The sequence below is a fragment of the Galactobacter valiniphilus genome (assembly GCF_003575975.1).
In the GTDB taxonomy this organism is placed as follows: Bacteria; Actinomycetota; Actinomycetes; order Actinomycetales; family Micrococcaceae; genus Galactobacter; species Galactobacter valiniphilus.
Window position 1 is genome coordinate 41,674 of sequence record NZ_QQXK01000013.1, and the last position, 15,628, is coordinate 57,301.

Consider the following 15,628-nt stretch of genomic DNA (forward strand, 5'->3'; position numbering starts at 1 on the left):
AAGCCATGACGAGGACCCTCGGAGCCGAGCACCTTCCGGTGCTGGCCCGGGGGTTCTCGTGGTTGGGGGCGGGTGGTGGCGGGAACACGCTCACGCTCGAACTGATCCTGGGCCAGCGCAGGCCCTGGCCGCTCCAGGTTCACGGCGTCCACGAGCTGGACCCTGATACCCCAGCGGTGGCCGTCGGCTACGCGGGCTCCACCTACCTCATGACGGAACGCCTCCCCGATGCCGCCCTGTTCGCCCCGCTCCTGGCGGCGGCCGAACGCTGGACCGGTACCCCGGCGCGCGCCGTGTGCTCGATGGAGGGCGGCGGGATGAACGGCCTGACGCCGCTCCTCTTGGCGCCGGAGCTTGCTCTCATTGACGCCGACTTCACGGGCCGCGCCCTCCCCCGCTTCGACCAGATGACCATGTTTGTCGACGAGGTTCCCGGCCTGCTCGCCTGCGTCTCCACCGGTGCGGGCGGGGTGTGCGTCATCGAGGCGAGTCGCTCCGCGGATGTGGAGTCGCTCGTGCGCGCAGCAGTGGTCTGCGCCGGCGGGGTGGGCCCCGTGCTCATCGCCGGCTTTACGGTGGGGCAGCTGACCGACCATGCCATCACGGGCGGGATGGAGCGGGCCCTCACCTTGGGCCGGGTGGATCTGGGCGGCCCCCCGCTGGAGGTGGCAGCCTCCGTGGGTGGGCGTTACGTGGGCGGCGGCCGCGTGGAGTCGGTGACGGCGGGCGTGGCGGACCCCTACACCTCCTCCGCGCTCATGGCGGGGGACGACGGCGCGGTCTTGCGTTTGGTCTCCCACACAGAATTCCTGGCGGTGCAGCGCGACGGCGAGGCGGTCGCCAGCGCGCCGGAGGTGATCGTCTGCATCGATCCGAGCAGCAACGAGATCCTCGAGGTGCACGGCATTCATCCGGCCCGACGTGTGGAGATTTTCGCCTTGCCCGCCCCTGCGTGGTGGTCGGCGGCGCCGCACCGCCTGCGCCACGTCACCCCGGCCGCCTATGGCGTGCGGGGCCTGGATCAGGACGGAGGATCATGCAGCACACCTTGAACTTGAGGGCTCTCGTGGCCCACCCCCGCAATGGGGGCCTGCGGTGGATCGAACCGGCCGAGAACGCTGACCTCTTGGATCCGGTAGATATCCCGTTGCACGACGTCGCTCTAGTCACCTCGGTCGAGGAGCTCCCCTCCCACGGGCCGGCGGAAGCCGTGGGGCCGGGCGCCCCCGGCCCCGTCGGATCGCTCGTCGTCTTCACCCAACCCCCGCCAGCGGAGCCATGGGAGGCCGACGCGCTCCTGCGCCGGGTGAAGTCGCGCGGGCACGTCGCCCTAGCCTTCAAGGAACCCGCTGACCTGGGGGCCGGGACTCTGGCCGTGGCCCGCCGCCTCGGCCTTCACGTCTTGGGGTCGGGTGCCCCACTCGCGCTCGCACGGGCCGCGTGGGAGCTGCAGGGAAATCAGGACGCCCTCACCTTGGGATACGTGCGCAAGGTGGCGCAGTCCGTCGAATACCACGCCGATCATGTGCAGGATCTGCTGCGCCATCTCGCGGCGAGCGTGGGGCACGGGGTGGCCCTCGTTGACCGCGAAGGCGTCTTGCTGGAGGCCGGTCAACACCTCTCCCCCGATCTGCACGCGGCCCTCTGCTCCGACGCATGGACTCAGGCGGCCCAGGCCGGGGATACCTCCGGTGCCTCGGTCAGGGTGGAGAGCCCCAGCCGGGAGGGACTGCGCCTCGTCTTCTTCGACGGAGGCCTGGCCGGCGCGCAGCTCTCGGCCCTCGCGGTGGCCGCCGAAATGGCCATGCCCGCCGTGGCCGCGCGCCTCCTCATCGACGAGGTGGCCTCAGTCAACAACGCGTCGATCGATTCCGGCCTCATTCGAGATTTCCTCGAGCAGCCGGGCGGCCCCGACTCCGACGTGCGCCGCCGCATGCACGAGCGCGGTTGGCGCACCTCCGGGGTGCACCTTGGCTTCCGCATTCAGGGGCTCAGCCGGCTCACTCCGCTGGAGCTCCTGCGCAGCGTTTCCCGTGAAACGGGGGCTTGGGACGTCGACACACACGTGAGCACGGCCGGCCTCGGCGTCATCGGCTGGCTCACCTTTCCCGAGCCGCCCTCCAGCCGCGAGCTGGAACGCCACACCGGGGCGCTGCGCGAGCTGCACCGGACGTTGCGCCGGTCATTCAACGTCTCCACCGGCGTGGGGACGCCCGAGGCGGGGGCCGAGGGGCTTGCCTCGAGCCTCGACGCCGCCGGCGAGGCGGCGCGCGTCGCCGCCCATCGCGAGCGCGGCGGGTATTTCCTGCGCATCGACGCCCTCGGCTTGGAGCAGCTTCTGCTCTCCCGCACGCGCAACGACATCTTTCTCCCCGCCGCGCGTTCGCTCCTACAGCCACTCATCGAGGCCGGCGGCGAGCTTCTTCCGACGCTCGGTGCCTATCTCGATCACGAGTCCTCCACAGCCGCCACGGCCCACGCGCTCGGGTTTCACCGCAACACGGTGAGCACCAGGATCGAGCGCATCAAGGACCTCTTGGGCTTGGACCTCGCCGATCCGGACACGCGCCTCGCCGTGCACCTGGCGTTGCGGGCACTGCAAGACTGAGCCGCAGCACGACGGCGCCCTCCCGCCTCCCGGCGGGAGGGCGTCGCGCGAGTCTCGCGTCGCCTCAGGCGACGCGCGGCTGGGTGCTTAGCCCACGCCGTCGAGCATGTCGGTCTCGGTGTTGCCGATCGCGGAGATCACCTGGGGGCGGCGGGCCCGCAGGAAGACGTACCAGGCCACGGCCACGAGCATCGTGACGAGGAAGAGGTACGGGATCACGTTGACGGGGAACGCCGGGACGGGCCACACGTTCGCATAGAAGACGGAGGCCATGCTGACCACGGCGACCGTCGCGCAGATCCACACGAGCGCGTGTTCTTCATGCCCTCGCGGCGCGTGTAGACCACGCAGGCGATCGCAACGAGCGCGTAGGCCACCATGTACCCGTAGGTGCCGTAGGTGTCCACGTAGACCGTGATGTCCATGGGCGCCGTGCCGATCAGCAGCAGGACGATGTCCAGGGCGATCGCGAGCGGGCCGGCGATGAGCAGCACGCGGTGCGGGGTCAGGTGGCGTTCATGGGTGCGACCGAAGCTCTCGTGGATCACGCCCTCCTTGCCCATGACGTAAAGGATGCGGCCCACCACGTTGAGCGGGGCCACGACCACGGCGAAGAACGCGGCGCCGACACCGAAGGTCAGGATCGGGCCGAACCAGGCGGGCATGCGGATGGGCCGAGGTAGGTGCCCGTGACGTCGGAGAGCAGGGTCGCCGAGTGATCGGAGGCGACGCCGGCCACGGTGGACTCGCCCACGGCGGTCACGAGGACCCAGCTGGACACGGCGTAGAACACGGCAACGCCGCGGAGGGCCACGTAGGTGGCGCGCGGGATGGTGCGGCTGGGGTCCTTGGTCTCGTCGCGGAAAACGGCAGTGACCTCGAAGCCCAGGAAGCTCAGGAGCGCGAAGAGAATGGCGACTCCCGGGGCACCGGAGAAGATCTGGGAGGGCTGGAAGGCGGCGGTGGAGGGGCCCTCGGGGCCGGAACCGGAGGCGATGACGGCGACGTCGAGCACCACCACGATGGCGACCTCGGCGATCAGCAGGATCGCGAGCACCTTCCCGGAGACCGCGATGTTCCCGTAGCCCAGCGCGGCCACGCCGGCGGCGACGAGCAGCGCCCAGGCCCACCACGGGAGGCTCGGGACGCCGTAGGAGGCCAGGAGCTCCTGGATGCCTGGGCCGATCAGCCCGTAGACGGCGGCCTCGAGCGTCAGGTACGTGAGCAGGGCGGCGAAGCCCGTTCCCACGCCGGCTCCGGCGCCGAGGCCCTCGCGGACGTAGGAGGAGAACGCGCCGGCGCGGCGCACATGCGGGGTCATGGCTGTGAAGCCCACCGCGAAGAGCGCGAGCACCAGGGCGGCAATCACGAAGGTGGCGGGGAAGGCCGCGCCGTTGCCGAGGGGAACCGGCCCGCCGATGACGCCGAGCGGCGAGGCGGCGGCGACCACCATGAAGACGATGGACCATAGGCCGAGGCGGCCGCGCAGGCCGCTCCCGTGTCCGGTGCTTTCGGCGCCCTGCGGCGCGGGGCCAGCTGCGGCGGGCCGCTGGGCGGCGGTGGTGTGGGACGGAGCGCTCGGCTGAGCCATGATTCTCCTCGGCGTGGGTGCGGCCGGGCCCGATGCCCGGCCCGCTCACGCTACGAAGCGGGCGCCCCGGGCGGAGAACACGTGTTCCCCCACGTCCCCGCGTGACGCTTCCGCGACGCGCCCGCCGGGCCCCGGCGGCCCTTCATGACGCCGCGCGACGCCAGCGAAACCGTGATGCGTCGCCGCGTGACGCCGAGGCACCCGACCGCGCGGGCGCGGTGCGGGGCTGCCAGCCGAGCGCCGGGCCCACGCGCGTGGCCAGCTGCGTGAGCAGGTGCCGCCAATCGGCGGGCTCGAGTTCGATGGGCAGCTCGAAGAGCACCTCGTCGGCGAGCGCGAAGGACGGGTCGGCGCGGTAGACCTCAACGATCTCGTCGAGCGAGCCGATGATGTCGCGCGCAATGATCGTCTTCTCCCCCACGATCCCCTCGGTGCGCGGGTTCCGCGCCTCCGCGTAGGCGCGGTAGCGCGCCTCCTGCTCCGGCGTGGTTCCCTCCACCGGCACGACGACGCGCGCATGGGCCACGTTGCCCAGCCCGGCCGGGTGGGCGGCAGCGTAGGCGGCCCGGTAGGCGCCGATCTGCGCGGCCTGGGCCGTCCCCACGGTGCTGTTGCCCTCCTCGGCCGAGGAGATGTTGGAGAGCAGGAGCCCCAGCCCGGCGGACCCGGCCCACGTGGCCGAGCGCAGGGATCCGGCCCCGTAGTTGAGGCGGTCGGCGAGCCCCACGCCGAGCGGCTGGACCGTTTCGGTGTCGAGGTCCCCACCCAGCCCCTTGTACGGGGGCACCTCCCGCAGCTTCTTGCCGCGCAGGATCTCCCGCAGCTCTTCGATGCGCCCGTAGCCGTAGTCGCCGGCCTCCCAGCCGGCCCCGAAAACGGCGGCGTTGAAGGCCGCGTCACCACGCGGCGGGTGCACGCTCAGGCCGGGGCGCAGGCGCCCGCCGGAGAGCGCGTCGGCGGTCGCGAGGTCCTCGGCGAGGCGGAAGGGGTTCTCGTGCTCCAGCGGGATCACGGCGTTGCCGAGCTCGAGGCGCTCTGTGGCCACGGCGAGCGCGCCGAGGATGACCCCGGGGGCGCCTGCCGCCTTCTGCAGGTGCCGCGTGCGCACCCACCCGGAGTCGAAGCCGAGCTCCTCCGCGAAACGGAAGAGGTCGAGGGCGTCCCGGAGCCCCGTGCCCGGATCGGCGGGATCGAAAGGAACGATGTGCAGGAAGCCGAGGCGCAGTCGAGAGCTCATGCCCGGCACGCTAGGTCCGCCGCGCACGGGCCAAAAAACTCACCGTCCCGAGGCGTCGCCCCGCGTAACCTGACGCCATGCCCACGCGCCACCCGACCCCGCCCCGGCTCGCGTTCCTCATCGGAGGCAGCGAGGGAATCGGCCTCGCCACGGCCCGCGCCCTGGCCGCCCGGGGCACGAGCGTGGTGCTCTTCGGGCGTTCCCCCGCCAAACTCGAGGCGGCGCTCTCCTCCCTCGGGACCGCAGGCGCGCGGCACGCGGCCCACGCCCTCGACGTCCGCGACCGTGCAGGCACCGAGGCGGTCCTCGGCGAGGCCCTGGCGCTCCACGGCACCCCGCAGCTCGTCCTCGTGACGGCGGGCTTCGCGCGCGCCGCCTGGTTCGGCGAGGACGAAGTGGGACTGGCGGAGGACATCATCGCCGTCAATCTGCTCGGCTCCATGAACGTGGCGCGGGCGCTCCTGCCCGCCCTGCGCACGGCGGGCACTGGGCGGCTGATCCTCACGAGCTCGCTCGCCGGGCTCGTGGCCGTGCCCGGCTACACGGCGTACTCGGCCGCCAAGTTCGGCGTCCTCGGCTTCGCGGACGCCCTGCGGCGCGAGATCCACCGCGACGGCCTCCGCGTGAGCGTGCTGTGCCCTCCCAACACCCGCACGCCGGGGTTCGCCGCCGAGAACGTGGACAAGCCGGCCGAGGTGCTCGCGAGCGAGGAGAAGGTCCGCACGCTCTCGGCCGAGGACGTCGCCGAAGCGATGCTGCGCGCACTCCCCCGCCCGCCGCGGCTCATCGTGCCGGGAGCCGACTCACGGCTCGCCGCGCTCGCGGTGCGCCTGTTCCCTGCACTCGGGGACGCGATCCTGCGCCGAAAGTGAGCCCGCGCCAGGGGCCGGCCGCCCCGGAAGCGGACACGCGCCGTCGTGCACTTCCGATGGACCCAGGCGGGCGCTCAGCGCTCGATGATCCGCGCGAAGTGTTCGATGTCCTGGGCGCTCAGGAAGGCTTCCTCGCCCGGCTCGGCAAGGTCGGCGTGATGGCTCGCGCCGTCGCCGGCCAGCAGCGCGAGGCGCGCGAGCACCGGGTTGCCCAGGAAGTCCTCGAGCACGTCGAGCCACGCGGCGTGGGCCTCGGCGAGCGCCGCGCGGGCCTCCGCGTTGCCGGCCTGCGCCAGGCGCGAGGCCGCGACGACGGCGCGTTCGAGCGGTGCCTCGGTGTCGAGGGAGGAGGTCAGGTAGTAGCGCACGGGCCCGCCCTCGGCCGCGCGCATGAGCCGCAGGTCCTCCGTGAGCAGGGTGCGCAGGCGGGCCACGAGGGCGTCGTCAAGCTCGGAGCGTGAGCGGAAATAGTGCAGCAACCCGGCCTTGGAGAGGCCGCAGGCCTTCGCGACGGCGTCGATCGTGGCCGTGCGCACCCCGGCCTCGACGAGCAGCGACACGTAGGTGTCGACGATGCCCTCGGCCTTGTTGTTTTCCACGCTGCTCCCGCCGTGCCGTCCGTGCGCCTCCGGCCCCGCGCGGCGGCGTGGGCCGGGCGCTCGCCCTTCGCCCGCGACGATACCGCAGGGGCCTCGCGCTCCCGGTGCCGGCGGGGCAGGGGCCCCTCCGGCACCGGGCCAAGGGGGCTAGCGGGCGCTCATCCAGAGCGTCAGGGCCGTGGGCTTTCCGGAAGCGTCGAAGCGCGTGTAGACCACGAGCGAGAGCTTGCTGAGCCGCTTCGAGGAGAACTTCTTGAGCGCCCCGGAGGACTTCATCGCCGCGAGCGTCGAGGCCTCGAGCGCCTGAGCCTCTGCCGGGGTGCGCTTCTTGAGCTTCACCGTGATCTTGAAGGAGGCCGGTTGCTTGGCCAGATAGGCCGTGTCCTTCTTGGCGTAGGCGCGCATGAGCGCGGCGGTGCCGGCGACGTCCTTCGCGAGCGGCTTCGCCCCCGCCTTCTTGCTGGCGCCCTGGGTGCCGGTGAGCACCTTCGTCAGATAGGTGGAGGTGACGGACTTCCAGCTCGGGTCTGGCGTGACCGTCGTGCGCAGCACCGTGGCGGCGGCTGGCGATGGGGCGGCGGAGGCCGCGGCGACGGGGCTCGCGAGGAGGGCCGCGCTCAGGGCGGCGGCGAGGAATACGGCTCGACGACGCATGCTGGCTCCTTGAATGACAGGTGGGGGCCGGACAGCGCGAAGCCTACGCCGGGCCGCCTCGGGCCCCTAGGACCACGGAAAGACACTTCTCGGGCCGGGTCCACGGACCCCGGGGCTTCCCCGCCCGACGGCGCGCGGCCTGGTCCGCGGAGCCGGCCACGCGCCGTCGTAGCCCGTGGCTCAGCCTCCGGAGCAAGCCCGAGTCCGCTCATCACCGTCCGGGCAAAACAAAAGACCCGGTCCGATGGACCGGGTCTTTCCTTTGTGCGCGAGGGGGGACTTGAACCCCCACGTCCTTACGAACACTGGCACCTGAAGCCAGCGCGTCTACCAATTCCGCCACTCGCGCAGAGTAGCTGCACCTGGTGCGGCCGTGGGGGCCGCATTCGGAGCGAGATTAAGCTTACAGGCCTCTCCGCGAGATTCCTAATCGGGCCGTCCCCGCCCACTCGACACGGCCCGCGCCCCGGTGTCCGGCGGCGGAAAACCCGGCCGCGCGCCGTCGTCGTGTCCTCTTCGCAACCCCTTTCACAGCGCGCTATCACGGGGATTCCGCCCTCCTCGCAGTCGTGTTGGGTAGCATCGAGGCCGGACACCGGTGTCGGTGATCACCCCGGCGTGCCCTCGTGCGGCCCGCCGGTCGCCCCTCGCGGGACGCATGGTGACACCGCCAACGAGTCCGGTCGGCGCATGCGCGCCGGCATTCCCCCAGTTTGAGGAAAGGAGGCCACGATGGGCATCGTTAAGGGACTCGAGCGCGGCCTCGAGAGATTGGTGGCCAAGGCCTTCCGGGGCGCGGCCAACGACGGCGTCAAGCCGGTCGAGATCGCCAATCGACTCCGCAACGTCATGGACGACGAGGCCTTCGCACTGTCGGAGGGCCGCACCGTCGCGCCCCACTCCTTCACCGTTCGCCTGGGCGACGAGGACTACGAGAAGGCGCGCGGCTGGGGACAGCCCCTCGCGCAGGAACTTGCCGACGTCGCCCTGGAGCACGCCCAGGCGCAGGACTACACGCTGCGCGACGCCGTGAGCGTCACGTTCCGCCACGACCCCTCGCTCGGTCGCGGCCACCTCGAGGTCGATTCCTCCCTCGGTGGCCCGCAGGCGGCACCCCCGCGCCCCTCCCGCCCGGCACCCGCCGCGGCGCCGGCGCCCGCCCCGGAGATCCCGCGCGGCGCCACGACCCGCATCGCTCCCCCGCCGCCGCGCCCGCAGGCACCCACCCCCGTCATCGAGGTCGAGGGCCGCCGCTACGGGATCAACGCGGAAGAGATCACCATCGGGCGCTCGTCCGAGGCCGACATCCAGGTGGACGACACCGGCGTGTCCCGCAAGCACACCGCGATCGTGCGCCGCGGGGACCGGGTCTACGCCCGCGACCTCGGCTCGACCAACGGCACCTTCGTGAACGGCACCCGGATCACGGGAGACACCGAACTTCTCGACGGAACGGTGGTGGCGCTGGGACACACCCGCATCACCTTCCGCCTTGAGGCCAACCCCCAAGGGGTGAAGTAGCCCAGTGGCACCACTCGTCCTGACCCTTCTGCGCTTCGGCTTCCTGGCCTTGGTGTGGATCCTCGTTCTCGTGGTCATCCTGGCCCTGCGCCGCGATCTCGGAGTGGGCCAGCGCACCCGCGTGGCCGCGGCCGGCGCCGAACGCCGCGGCCTCAAGGCGCCGGCCCCCGAGACACCCCTCGCCCCGCCCGTCGAGGAAGCTCCGCGCCCGGCGAGTGAGCTCGTGGTGCTCGCGGGCAGCCGGGCCGGCACCGTCCTCCCCCTCGGCGCCAGCCCGCTGTTGCTCGGCCGCGCCCAGGAGGCCAACCTCGTGCTCGACGACGACTACTCCTCGGGCCGCCACGCGCGCCTGTTCCCGCAGGGCAGCCGCTGGTTCCTCGAGGACCTTGGCTCGACCAACGGCACCTTCATCGATGACGCGCCGCTCACGCGCGCCCAGCCGGTGGAGCCCGGCCAGCGCATCCGCATCGGCAAGACCGTGATGGAGTTGAGGCCGTAGCATGGCGCTCTATCTCGACTTCGCGGCCGCCTCCGACGTGGGACGCGTCCGCAAGAAGAACGACGATTCCGGCTACGCCGGGCGCTACCTTGCCGTCGTCGCCGACGGCATGGGAGGCCACGTGGGCGGCGATGTCGCCTCGGCATCCACCGTCCTCGATCTGGTGCACCTGGATCACCCCGACGTGGCCCACCCGGCCACGACGCTCGCGGATGAGATCCAGAGCGCCAACATCATCCTCAACGAGCTCGTCGACGCCAATCCCAAGCTCTCCGGCATGGGCACCACGGTGACGGCACTGCTGCTCACGGGCGATCGCTTCCGCTTCGCCCACATCGGCGATTCCCGCGCCTACCGCCTCAAGGACGGCGTGTGGGAGCAGATCTCGCGCGATCACACCTTCGTGGAGAAGCTGCTCGAGGAGGGCCGCATCACGCCCGAAGAGGCGAAGGTGCACCCCCACCGCAACGTGATCATGCGCGTGCTCGGAGATTCCGATGCCTCCCCCGAGCTCGATCTGCAGGAGTTCCCCGTGGAACCCGGCGAGGTCTGGATGCTCTGCTCCGACGGCATCAACGCCGTGGTTCCCGAGGAGGAGACCGAGCGCATCGTGCGCCTGTCAGGCTCCGTCGAGGACGCGGCGAACGCCCTGGTCCAGCGCACGCTGGAGCTGGGGAGCCCGGATAACGTCACCGCCGTGGTGGTCCAGGTGCTCGACGACGCGGCGACGCCGCCTTCGCTTCCCCGCACCCCCGCCGAGGCGGCCGATGATCCCTCGCCGGACACCGGCCAGCTGCGCGTGGCGGCCGACGGCGACCTTGCCGCCAACCAGGCGATCCTGCGCCACGAGATGGCCAATCGCCCGCACTCCCTCGTGGGCGCCGCCCTGCTCGCGACCGAGTCCGGGCAGATTCCGATCGTCACGCAGCGCTCCGGTGAGCGCCGCGCCGCCGCCCTGCTCAACCACAAGTCGGCCCAGGCCGAGGCGGATGCGCTGGCCCCCGAGGCCGAGCTGCTCACCGATGAGCCGCGCCGTCGCCGCGGTTGGGTGCTCCCGGGCATCCTTGTGGTGTGCATCGGCCTGCTCGCCTCGGTGCTGTACTTCGGGTACACGTGGACGCAGACCCGTTACTTCGCCGGCCTGGACAACGGCAAGGTCGCCGTCTTCCAGGGCGTCTCCCAGGACATCGGCCCGCTCAAGCTCTCCCACGTGGACACCACCACGCAGGTGCCGGTCGACGTGCTGCCCAAGTTCTGGCAGGACAAGCTCAGCGCCGGCATCCCGGCCGAAAATCGCCAGGAGGCCATGGACACCCTGCGCCTCATCGTGCTCAAGGCCAAGGAGCAATGCACCGTCGTGGCACCCGGCGCCGGCGGCTCGGTGAGCAGCGAGGCCCCGGCCTTCTGCACCGAGGAGGTGCCCCAGTGAGCGCCCCCGTTGTTGATGCTACAAGCGGCATGAAGGCGAAACGACAGCGCCCGCAGCCCACGCGCCGCACCCTCGAGCTCTTCCTGCTCCTGCTCGCGCTGGGCGTCACCGCCCTGGCCGACTTCCTCGTCTCCTCCAGCGTCGGGGCCTCGAGCAACGACACCTCCTGGATCACCCACGTGGTCGTCCTCGGCCTGCTGGGGTTCGGCGTGAACGTTTCTCTGCGCCTGTGGGCAAAATATGCCGATCCGTTCATTCTTCCGGTCGTTGTGGCCCTGAACGGCATCGGCCTGGCCATGATCCACCGCCTCGATCTGGCCTCAAGCGCGGCGGCGGGCAGCAATGCAGCCACGAGCCAGTTGTTATATACCGGACTAGGCATGATCTGCGCAGTGGTGGTCATGTGGATCATCCGCGACCACCGCGTGCTGCGCCGCTTCACCTACGTGTGGCTCGCCGCCTCCGTGGTCCTCTTACTCCTGCCGCTCGTTCCGGGCCTCGGCGCCGGCACCATCAACGGCGCCAACATCTGGATCCGCGTGGGTTCCTTCTCGCTCCAGCCGGGTGAGTTCGCCAAGATCACGCTCGCGCTGTTCTTCGCGTCCTACCTCGGCTCCAAGCGGGATCTCATCCTGTTGGCCGGGCGCAAGATCGGCCCGCTCCAGCTGCCCCGCGCCCGCGATCTCGGCCCCATGCTCGTCGCCTGGGCCGTGGCCCTCGGCGTCCTGGTCTTCCAGCGCGATCTGGGCTCGGCCATCATGTTCTTCGGCCTCTTCATGGTGATGATCTACGTGGCGACGGGCCGCGTCTCCTGGATCGTCATCGGCCTGGGCCTCATGGTGCTCGGCGGCGCCGCCGCCATGATGTTCATGGGCCACGTCCAGCGCCGCGTCAACGTCTGGCTGAACGCCTTCGACCCGAACGTCTACGAGGCCAAGGGCGGAAGCCTGCAGATCGTCCAAGGCCTCTTTGCCATGGCCAACGGCGGCATGGTGGGTACGGGCCTCGGCGGCGGACAGCCGTACCGCATCCCCGTGGCCAAGTCCGACATGATCTATGCCTCCCTCGGCGAGGAACTCGGCCTCATCGGCATGCTGGCGATCGTCTGCCTCTTCCTCATCCTCATCAGCCGCGGCATCCGCGCGGCCCTCGGCGCCCGCGACAGCTTCGGCAAGCTGCTGGGCACGGGCCTGAGCTTCATCCTCGCGCTGCAGTTCTTTGTGGTGACGGCCGGCGTCCTGCGCGTCATGCCGCTCACCGGCCTCGCCACGCCCTTCCTCGCCGCGGGCGGTTCCGCCCTGCTGGCCAACTGGATCCTGGTGTCCCTCTTGCTCCTGATCTCCCACAACGCCAGGCGCCCCTCCACGGGCGGCGGCACCCTCTCGACCACCGAGCAGGGCCTCATCGACCGCAAGGTCGAGGCCAAGCGCGCGCAGGAGGCCAGCGAGACCGGCCCCGGCGCGCCGCTCGCGGGGGGTGAGGACGCGTGAACCAGGCCATCAGGCGCACCTGGGTCGCCATCGTCGCGCTCCTGGCGATCATCATGGGTGCCACGACCTACGTGCAGTTCTTCGCCGCCGACGCGATCAACAACGATGCGCTGAACACCTCGCGCAAGCTCGACGCCGCCAACTCCTCCCCGCGTGGGACGATCCTGGCCGGAGGCGAGGCGATCGCCGAGTCGGTCAAGAACCCCGAGGGCAGCACCTACGCCTACAAGCGGGTCTACAACGACGCCAAGCTGTACTCGGGCCTCACTGGCTACTTCAGCCTGGACGCCGGCGTGACCCAGCTCGAGTCTTCCCAGAACCAGACGCTCATGGGCAGCTCGGACGATCAGTTCTTCGACCGCATCGCGAACCTGTTCACGGGCACGGAGGATCAGGGCGCCAACATCGAGCTCACGATCGACCCGAAGATCCAGAAGGCGGCCTACGACGCGCTGCCCGATGACTTCAAGGGTTCGGTCGTCGTCCTGAACCCCAAGACCGGCGAGATCCTGGCCATGGTGTCCAAGCCCAGCTTCGACACCAACCTGCTCGCCGTGCAGTCGACCTCGAAGGCCGCCGCCAACCGCGCGGAGCTCTCGAAGAACAAGAACATCCGGCTCTACTGGAATCCGGCCGTTCAGGACCGCGTGTCCCCCGGTTCCACGTTCAAGGTCCTCGACCTCGTGGCCGGCATGGAGACGGGCTACTTCAAGCTCGACGGGGAGTACGACAACTCCCTGAAGTGGACCCCGCCCGGAACCAGCACGCCGCTCGGCAACTTCGACGGCGGCAATTGCTCGCAGCAGCCCGACAAGGCCTCGCTGCGCTTCATCGTGGCCCAGTCCTGCAACACCCCCTTCGGCCAGGCGATCCAGGAGATCGGCCAGGACAAGATGAAGGAGGTGACCGAGCGCTTCGGCTTCAACTCGAAGCCGGATTGGCTGGGTCTCTCCCCGACGGCCGCCTCGGTGTGGCCCACGGACAAGATGTCCCCCGGCAACCTCGCCTCGGCCTCGATCGGTCAGTACGACGTGCAGACCACGGTCCTGCAGATGGCCATGGTCTCCGCCGGCATCGCGAACGACGGCGTGCTGATGAAGCCCCAGCTCATCAAGCAGGTCACGGGCTCCGACCTCAAGGTCCTGCAGGACTTCAAGGCCGAGAAGTACTCCACCGTGACGACGCCGCAGATTGCCAACGACGTCACCGAGCTCATGCGCGGCCCGGTGCAGTCGGGCACGGCGAGGCGGGCGGCCGTTCCCGGCCTCGACATCGCCGCCAAGACCGGCACGGCGCAGATCGGCACGGGGACCGGCAAGGTCAACGCGTGGATCACGGGGTTCGCCCCGGCCGATGATCCCGAGGTCGCCATCGCGGTGAACGTCGAGAACATCACCTACGACCAGAGCCACGGGCTCACCAGCACGATTATGAAGAACGTACTCAAGGCGGTGTTCAACAAGTGAGACCCACCAGCGGCATCTCCCTCGGCGGCCGATACAGGCTGACCGACCGGATCGCCATCGGGGGCATGGGCGAGGTCTGGAAGGCCCTCGACGACGTCCTCGGGCGCGTCGTGGCCATCAAGATCCTCAAGGAGGAATACACGGGCGATCCCGGCTTCCTTGAGCGCTTCCGCGCGGAGGCCCGGCACACTGCCCTGCTGAACAACGATGGCATCGCGAACGTGTTCGACTACGGCGAGGCCGACGGCTCGGCCTACCTCGTGATGGAGCTCGTGCCGGGGGAGCCCCTCTCCACGATCATCGAGCGCGAGCGGGTCCTGACGCCCGACTTCACGCTCTCCGTCATCGCGCAGACGGCGCGGGCGCTCTCCGCCGCGCACGCGCGCGGGCTGGTGCACCGCGACGTCAAGCCGGGCAATCTGCTCATCATGCCCAACGGCAAGGTGAAGATCACCGACTTCGGCATCGCCCGCCTGGCCGACCAGGTGCCGCTGACCGCCACGGGCCAGGTCATGGGCACGGCCCAATACCTGGCGCCGGAGCAGGCCACGGGCCAGACGGCCACGGGCCAATCTGACCTCTATTCGCTCGGCGTCATTGGCTACGAGTGCCTGGCCGGTCGCCGCCCGTTCACGGGCGAATCGCAGATCGCCATTGCCCTGGCGCAGGTCAACGACCGCCCTCCGGCGTTGCCCGAAACGCTGCCGCTACCGCTGCGCGCCCTCATCCTCTCGATGCTGGCCAAGGACCCGGCGGACCGCCCCGCCAACGCGTCCCAGCTGGCCATCGCCGCCGACGCGCTGCGCGCCGGCCGCACCGAGGCCGCCGTGGCGGCCGTGCCGGGCATGGCCGCGTTCCTGGGGGCCGGCGACGCCGCCACCCAGGCCATGACGAGCCCGCTCGAGGCGACCACGCAGGCCACCCAGGCGATCTCCGCCCAGGCCACCCCCGCCACGAGCGCCCTGCCCACGCTTCCCACGCCCGCGGACGAGATCGCGGCGACGGCCTCGCCCACCCAGCCCGCGGCGTCGGGCGGGACCCAGCAGGAGCCGGCCGACGACGAGCTCGACCCGGCCGCCCGGCCGGCCTCCGGCTCCCGCAAGGGCCTGATCTGGGGCATCGTCGGCGCCGTGGTGGTGGCGCTGATCGTGCTCGGCATCATCTTCGGTTCCCAGCTCTTCGGGGGAGGGTCGGAGGCCACCACGGCGCCGCCGAGCACCTCGGCCTCCGCCTCCACCACGGAGTCGAGCAACCCCACCACCGAGTCGAGCCAGCCGACGGAGACCACGGAGTCAACCGAGTCGACGCCCTCCACCTCGTCAACCGCCACGTATCTGGACAAGTCGCAGTTCATCGGCATGCAGGTCGACGAGGCCGAGGCCCAGCTGCGTTCGCTCGGATACACGAGCATCAGGCAGAGCCCGCGCGAGGCCACGGCCGAGGAATCCAGCGTCGTGGACATGTCCCCGGCCAACGACTACGTCTCGTTCGACAAGCGGATCACGCTCTACTTCGCGGTCCCGCCGGCCCAGACGGATCCTCCGGAGAGCACCGAGACCACGCCGGAGTCCTCGAGCAATCCGCCGGAGACCTCGCAGAGCGTGCAGAGCACGCCCGCGAGCACGCCGGCCAGCACCACCCCGTCCGCCAAGAGCAGCTGAG

At 70.8% G+C, this 15,628-nt stretch carries 15 protein-coding genes and 1 tRNA gene; 9 read left to right on the forward strand and 7 right to left on the reverse strand.

The annotated features are described in order from the left end of the window. Window positions 1–5: 5 nt before the first annotated feature. Window positions 6–1,052, forward strand: coding sequence for an S-methyl thiohydantoin desulfurase domain-containing protein (locus tag DWB68_RS07915; RefSeq protein ID WP_119424605.1), 1,047 nt, complete (start codon window positions 6–8; stop codon window positions 1,050–1,052). Continuing rightward, complete coding sequence (locus DWB68_RS07920) at window positions 1,037–2,608, forward strand: PucR family transcriptional regulator (RefSeq protein WP_119424606.1); 1,572 nt, start codon at window positions 1,037–1,039, stop codon at window positions 2,606–2,608. Before DWB68_RS07915 ends, DWB68_RS07920 begins: the two co-directional genes overlap by 16 nt. 87 nt (window positions 2,609–2,695) lie before the next feature. Here the strand turns inward: DWB68_RS07920 and DWB68_RS16975 are convergent, their stop codons facing one another. The 4 genes from DWB68_RS16975 to DWB68_RS07935 all read right to left on the reverse strand — a co-directional run bounded on the left by DWB68_RS16975 (window position 2,696) and on the right by DWB68_RS07935 (window position 5,436). Further along, window positions 2,696–2,827, reverse strand: a complete 132-nt coding sequence (locus DWB68_RS16975; RefSeq protein WP_267896952.1) for a hypothetical protein — start codon at window positions 2,825–2,827, stop codon at window positions 2,696–2,698. After that, window positions 2,824–3,273, reverse strand: a complete 450-nt coding sequence (locus tag DWB68_RS07925) for an amino acid permease (RefSeq protein WP_119424607.1) — start codon at window positions 3,271–3,273, stop codon at window positions 2,824–2,826. Before DWB68_RS07925 ends, DWB68_RS16975 begins: the two co-directional genes overlap by 4 nt. After that, a complete protein-coding gene (locus tag DWB68_RS07930) occupies window positions 3,246–4,199 on the reverse strand; it encodes an APC family permease (protein WP_119424608.1) in 954 nt (317 codons plus the stop codon). Before DWB68_RS07930 ends, DWB68_RS07925 begins: the two co-directional genes overlap by 28 nt. A gap of 142 nt (window positions 4,200–4,341) precedes the next feature. Further along, the gene (locus tag DWB68_RS07935; protein ID WP_147391623.1) at window positions 4,342–5,436 is read right to left on the reverse strand and encodes an LLM class flavin-dependent oxidoreductase; all 1,095 of its coding nucleotides are present in this window, start codon (window positions 5,434–5,436) and stop codon (window positions 4,342–4,344) included. 77 nt (window positions 5,437–5,513) lie between these two features. On the opposite strand from DWB68_RS07935, the gene DWB68_RS07940 reads away from it, so the two are divergent. Beyond that, entirely contained in the window at window positions 5,514–6,308 is a 795-nt protein-coding gene (locus DWB68_RS07940) for an SDR family NAD(P)-dependent oxidoreductase (RefSeq protein WP_119424610.1), read from the forward strand. 74 nt (window positions 6,309–6,382) lie between these two features. Here DWB68_RS07940 and DWB68_RS07945 read toward each other — a convergent pair whose 3' ends face one another. From DWB68_RS07945 to DWB68_RS07955, 3 genes are all read right to left on the reverse strand, one after another. Next, window positions 6,383–6,907 carry a TetR/AcrR family transcriptional regulator gene (locus DWB68_RS07945; protein WP_158588251.1) on the reverse strand — a complete coding sequence of 175 codons (525 nt, stop codon included), beginning with the start codon at window positions 6,905–6,907 and terminating at the stop codon, window positions 6,383–6,385. A 147-nt stretch (window positions 6,908–7,054) separates the two neighbouring features. Next, window positions 7,055–7,561 carry a hypothetical protein gene (locus tag DWB68_RS07950; protein WP_119424612.1) on the reverse strand — a complete coding sequence of 169 codons (507 nt, stop codon included), beginning with the start codon at window positions 7,559–7,561 and terminating at the stop codon, window positions 7,055–7,057. A 265-nt stretch (window positions 7,562–7,826) separates the two neighbouring features. Then, a tRNA-Leu gene (locus DWB68_RS07955) sits at window positions 7,827–7,910 on the reverse strand. Between the two features lie 383 nt (window positions 7,911–8,293). On the opposite strand from DWB68_RS07955, the gene DWB68_RS07960 reads away from it, so the two are divergent. The 6 genes from DWB68_RS07960 to DWB68_RS07985 are packed head-to-tail and all read left to right on the forward strand — an operon-like array spanning window position 8,294 to window position 15,627. After that, window positions 8,294–9,082: an FhaA domain-containing protein gene (locus DWB68_RS07960; protein WP_119424613.1), complete on the forward strand. Its 789-nt coding sequence runs from the start codon at window positions 8,294–8,296 to the stop codon at window positions 9,080–9,082. A gap of 4 nt (window positions 9,083–9,086) precedes the next feature. After that, a complete protein-coding gene (locus DWB68_RS07965; RefSeq protein ID WP_119424614.1) occupies window positions 9,087–9,581 on the forward strand; it encodes an FHA domain-containing protein FhaB/FipA in 495 nt (164 codons plus the stop codon). 1 nt (window position 9,582) lies between these two features. Next, on the forward strand, window positions 9,583–11,010 hold the full coding sequence (locus tag DWB68_RS07970) for a PP2C family protein-serine/threonine phosphatase (protein WP_119424615.1): 1,428 nt from the start codon (window positions 9,583–9,585) through the stop codon (window positions 11,008–11,010). Window positions 11,011–11,039: 29 nt separating this feature from the next. Then, complete coding sequence (locus tag DWB68_RS07975) at window positions 11,040–12,500, forward strand: FtsW/RodA/SpoVE family cell cycle protein (protein WP_119424616.1); 1,461 nt, start codon at window positions 11,040–11,042, stop codon at window positions 12,498–12,500. Then, on the forward strand, window positions 12,497–13,966 hold the full coding sequence (locus tag DWB68_RS07980) for a peptidoglycan D,D-transpeptidase FtsI family protein (RefSeq protein ID WP_119424617.1): 1,470 nt from the start codon (window positions 12,497–12,499) through the stop codon (window positions 13,964–13,966). The genes DWB68_RS07975 and DWB68_RS07980 overlap by 4 nt, the downstream gene beginning before the upstream one ends. Further along, complete coding sequence (locus DWB68_RS07985; RefSeq protein ID WP_119424618.1) at window positions 13,963–15,627, forward strand: protein kinase domain-containing protein; 1,665 nt, start codon at window positions 13,963–13,965, stop codon at window positions 15,625–15,627. Before DWB68_RS07980 ends, DWB68_RS07985 begins: the two co-directional genes overlap by 4 nt. The last annotated feature ends 1 nt before the right edge of the window (window position 15,628 follow it).

Excerpts from the sequence above, each read along its gene's own strand:
- DWB68_RS07915 (WP_119424605.1), top strand. The coding sequence starts at position 6 with ATGACGAGGACCCTCGGAGCCGAGCACCTTCCGGTGCTGGCCCGGGGG.
- DWB68_RS07920 (WP_119424606.1), top strand. The coding sequence starts at position 1,037 with ATGCAGCACACCTTGAACTTGAGGGCTCTCGTGGCCCACCCCCGCAAT.
- DWB68_RS07925 (WP_119424607.1), bottom strand. The coding sequence starts at position 3,273 with ATGCCCGCCTGGTTCGGCCCGATCCTGACCTTCGGTGTCGGCGCCGCG.
- DWB68_RS07930 (WP_119424608.1), bottom strand. The coding sequence starts at position 4,199 with ATGGCTCAGCCGAGCGCTCCGTCCCACACCACCGCCGCCCAGCGGCCC.
- DWB68_RS07935 (WP_147391623.1), bottom strand. The coding sequence starts at position 5,436 with ATGAGCTCTCGACTGCGCCTCGGCTTCCTGCACATCGTTCCTTTCGAT.
- DWB68_RS07940 (WP_119424610.1), top strand. The coding sequence starts at position 5,514 with ATGCCCACGCGCCACCCGACCCCGCCCCGGCTCGCGTTCCTCATCGGA.
- DWB68_RS07950 (WP_119424612.1), bottom strand. The coding sequence starts at position 7,561 with ATGCGTCGTCGAGCCGTATTCCTCGCCGCCGCCCTGAGCGCGGCCCTC.
- DWB68_RS07960 (WP_119424613.1), top strand. The coding sequence starts at position 8,294 with ATGGGCATCGTTAAGGGACTCGAGCGCGGCCTCGAGAGATTGGTGGCC.
- DWB68_RS07970 (WP_119424615.1), top strand. The coding sequence starts at position 9,583 with ATGGCGCTCTATCTCGACTTCGCGGCCGCCTCCGACGTGGGACGCGTC.
- DWB68_RS07975 (WP_119424616.1), top strand. The coding sequence starts at position 11,040 with ATGAAGGCGAAACGACAGCGCCCGCAGCCCACGCGCCGCACCCTCGAG.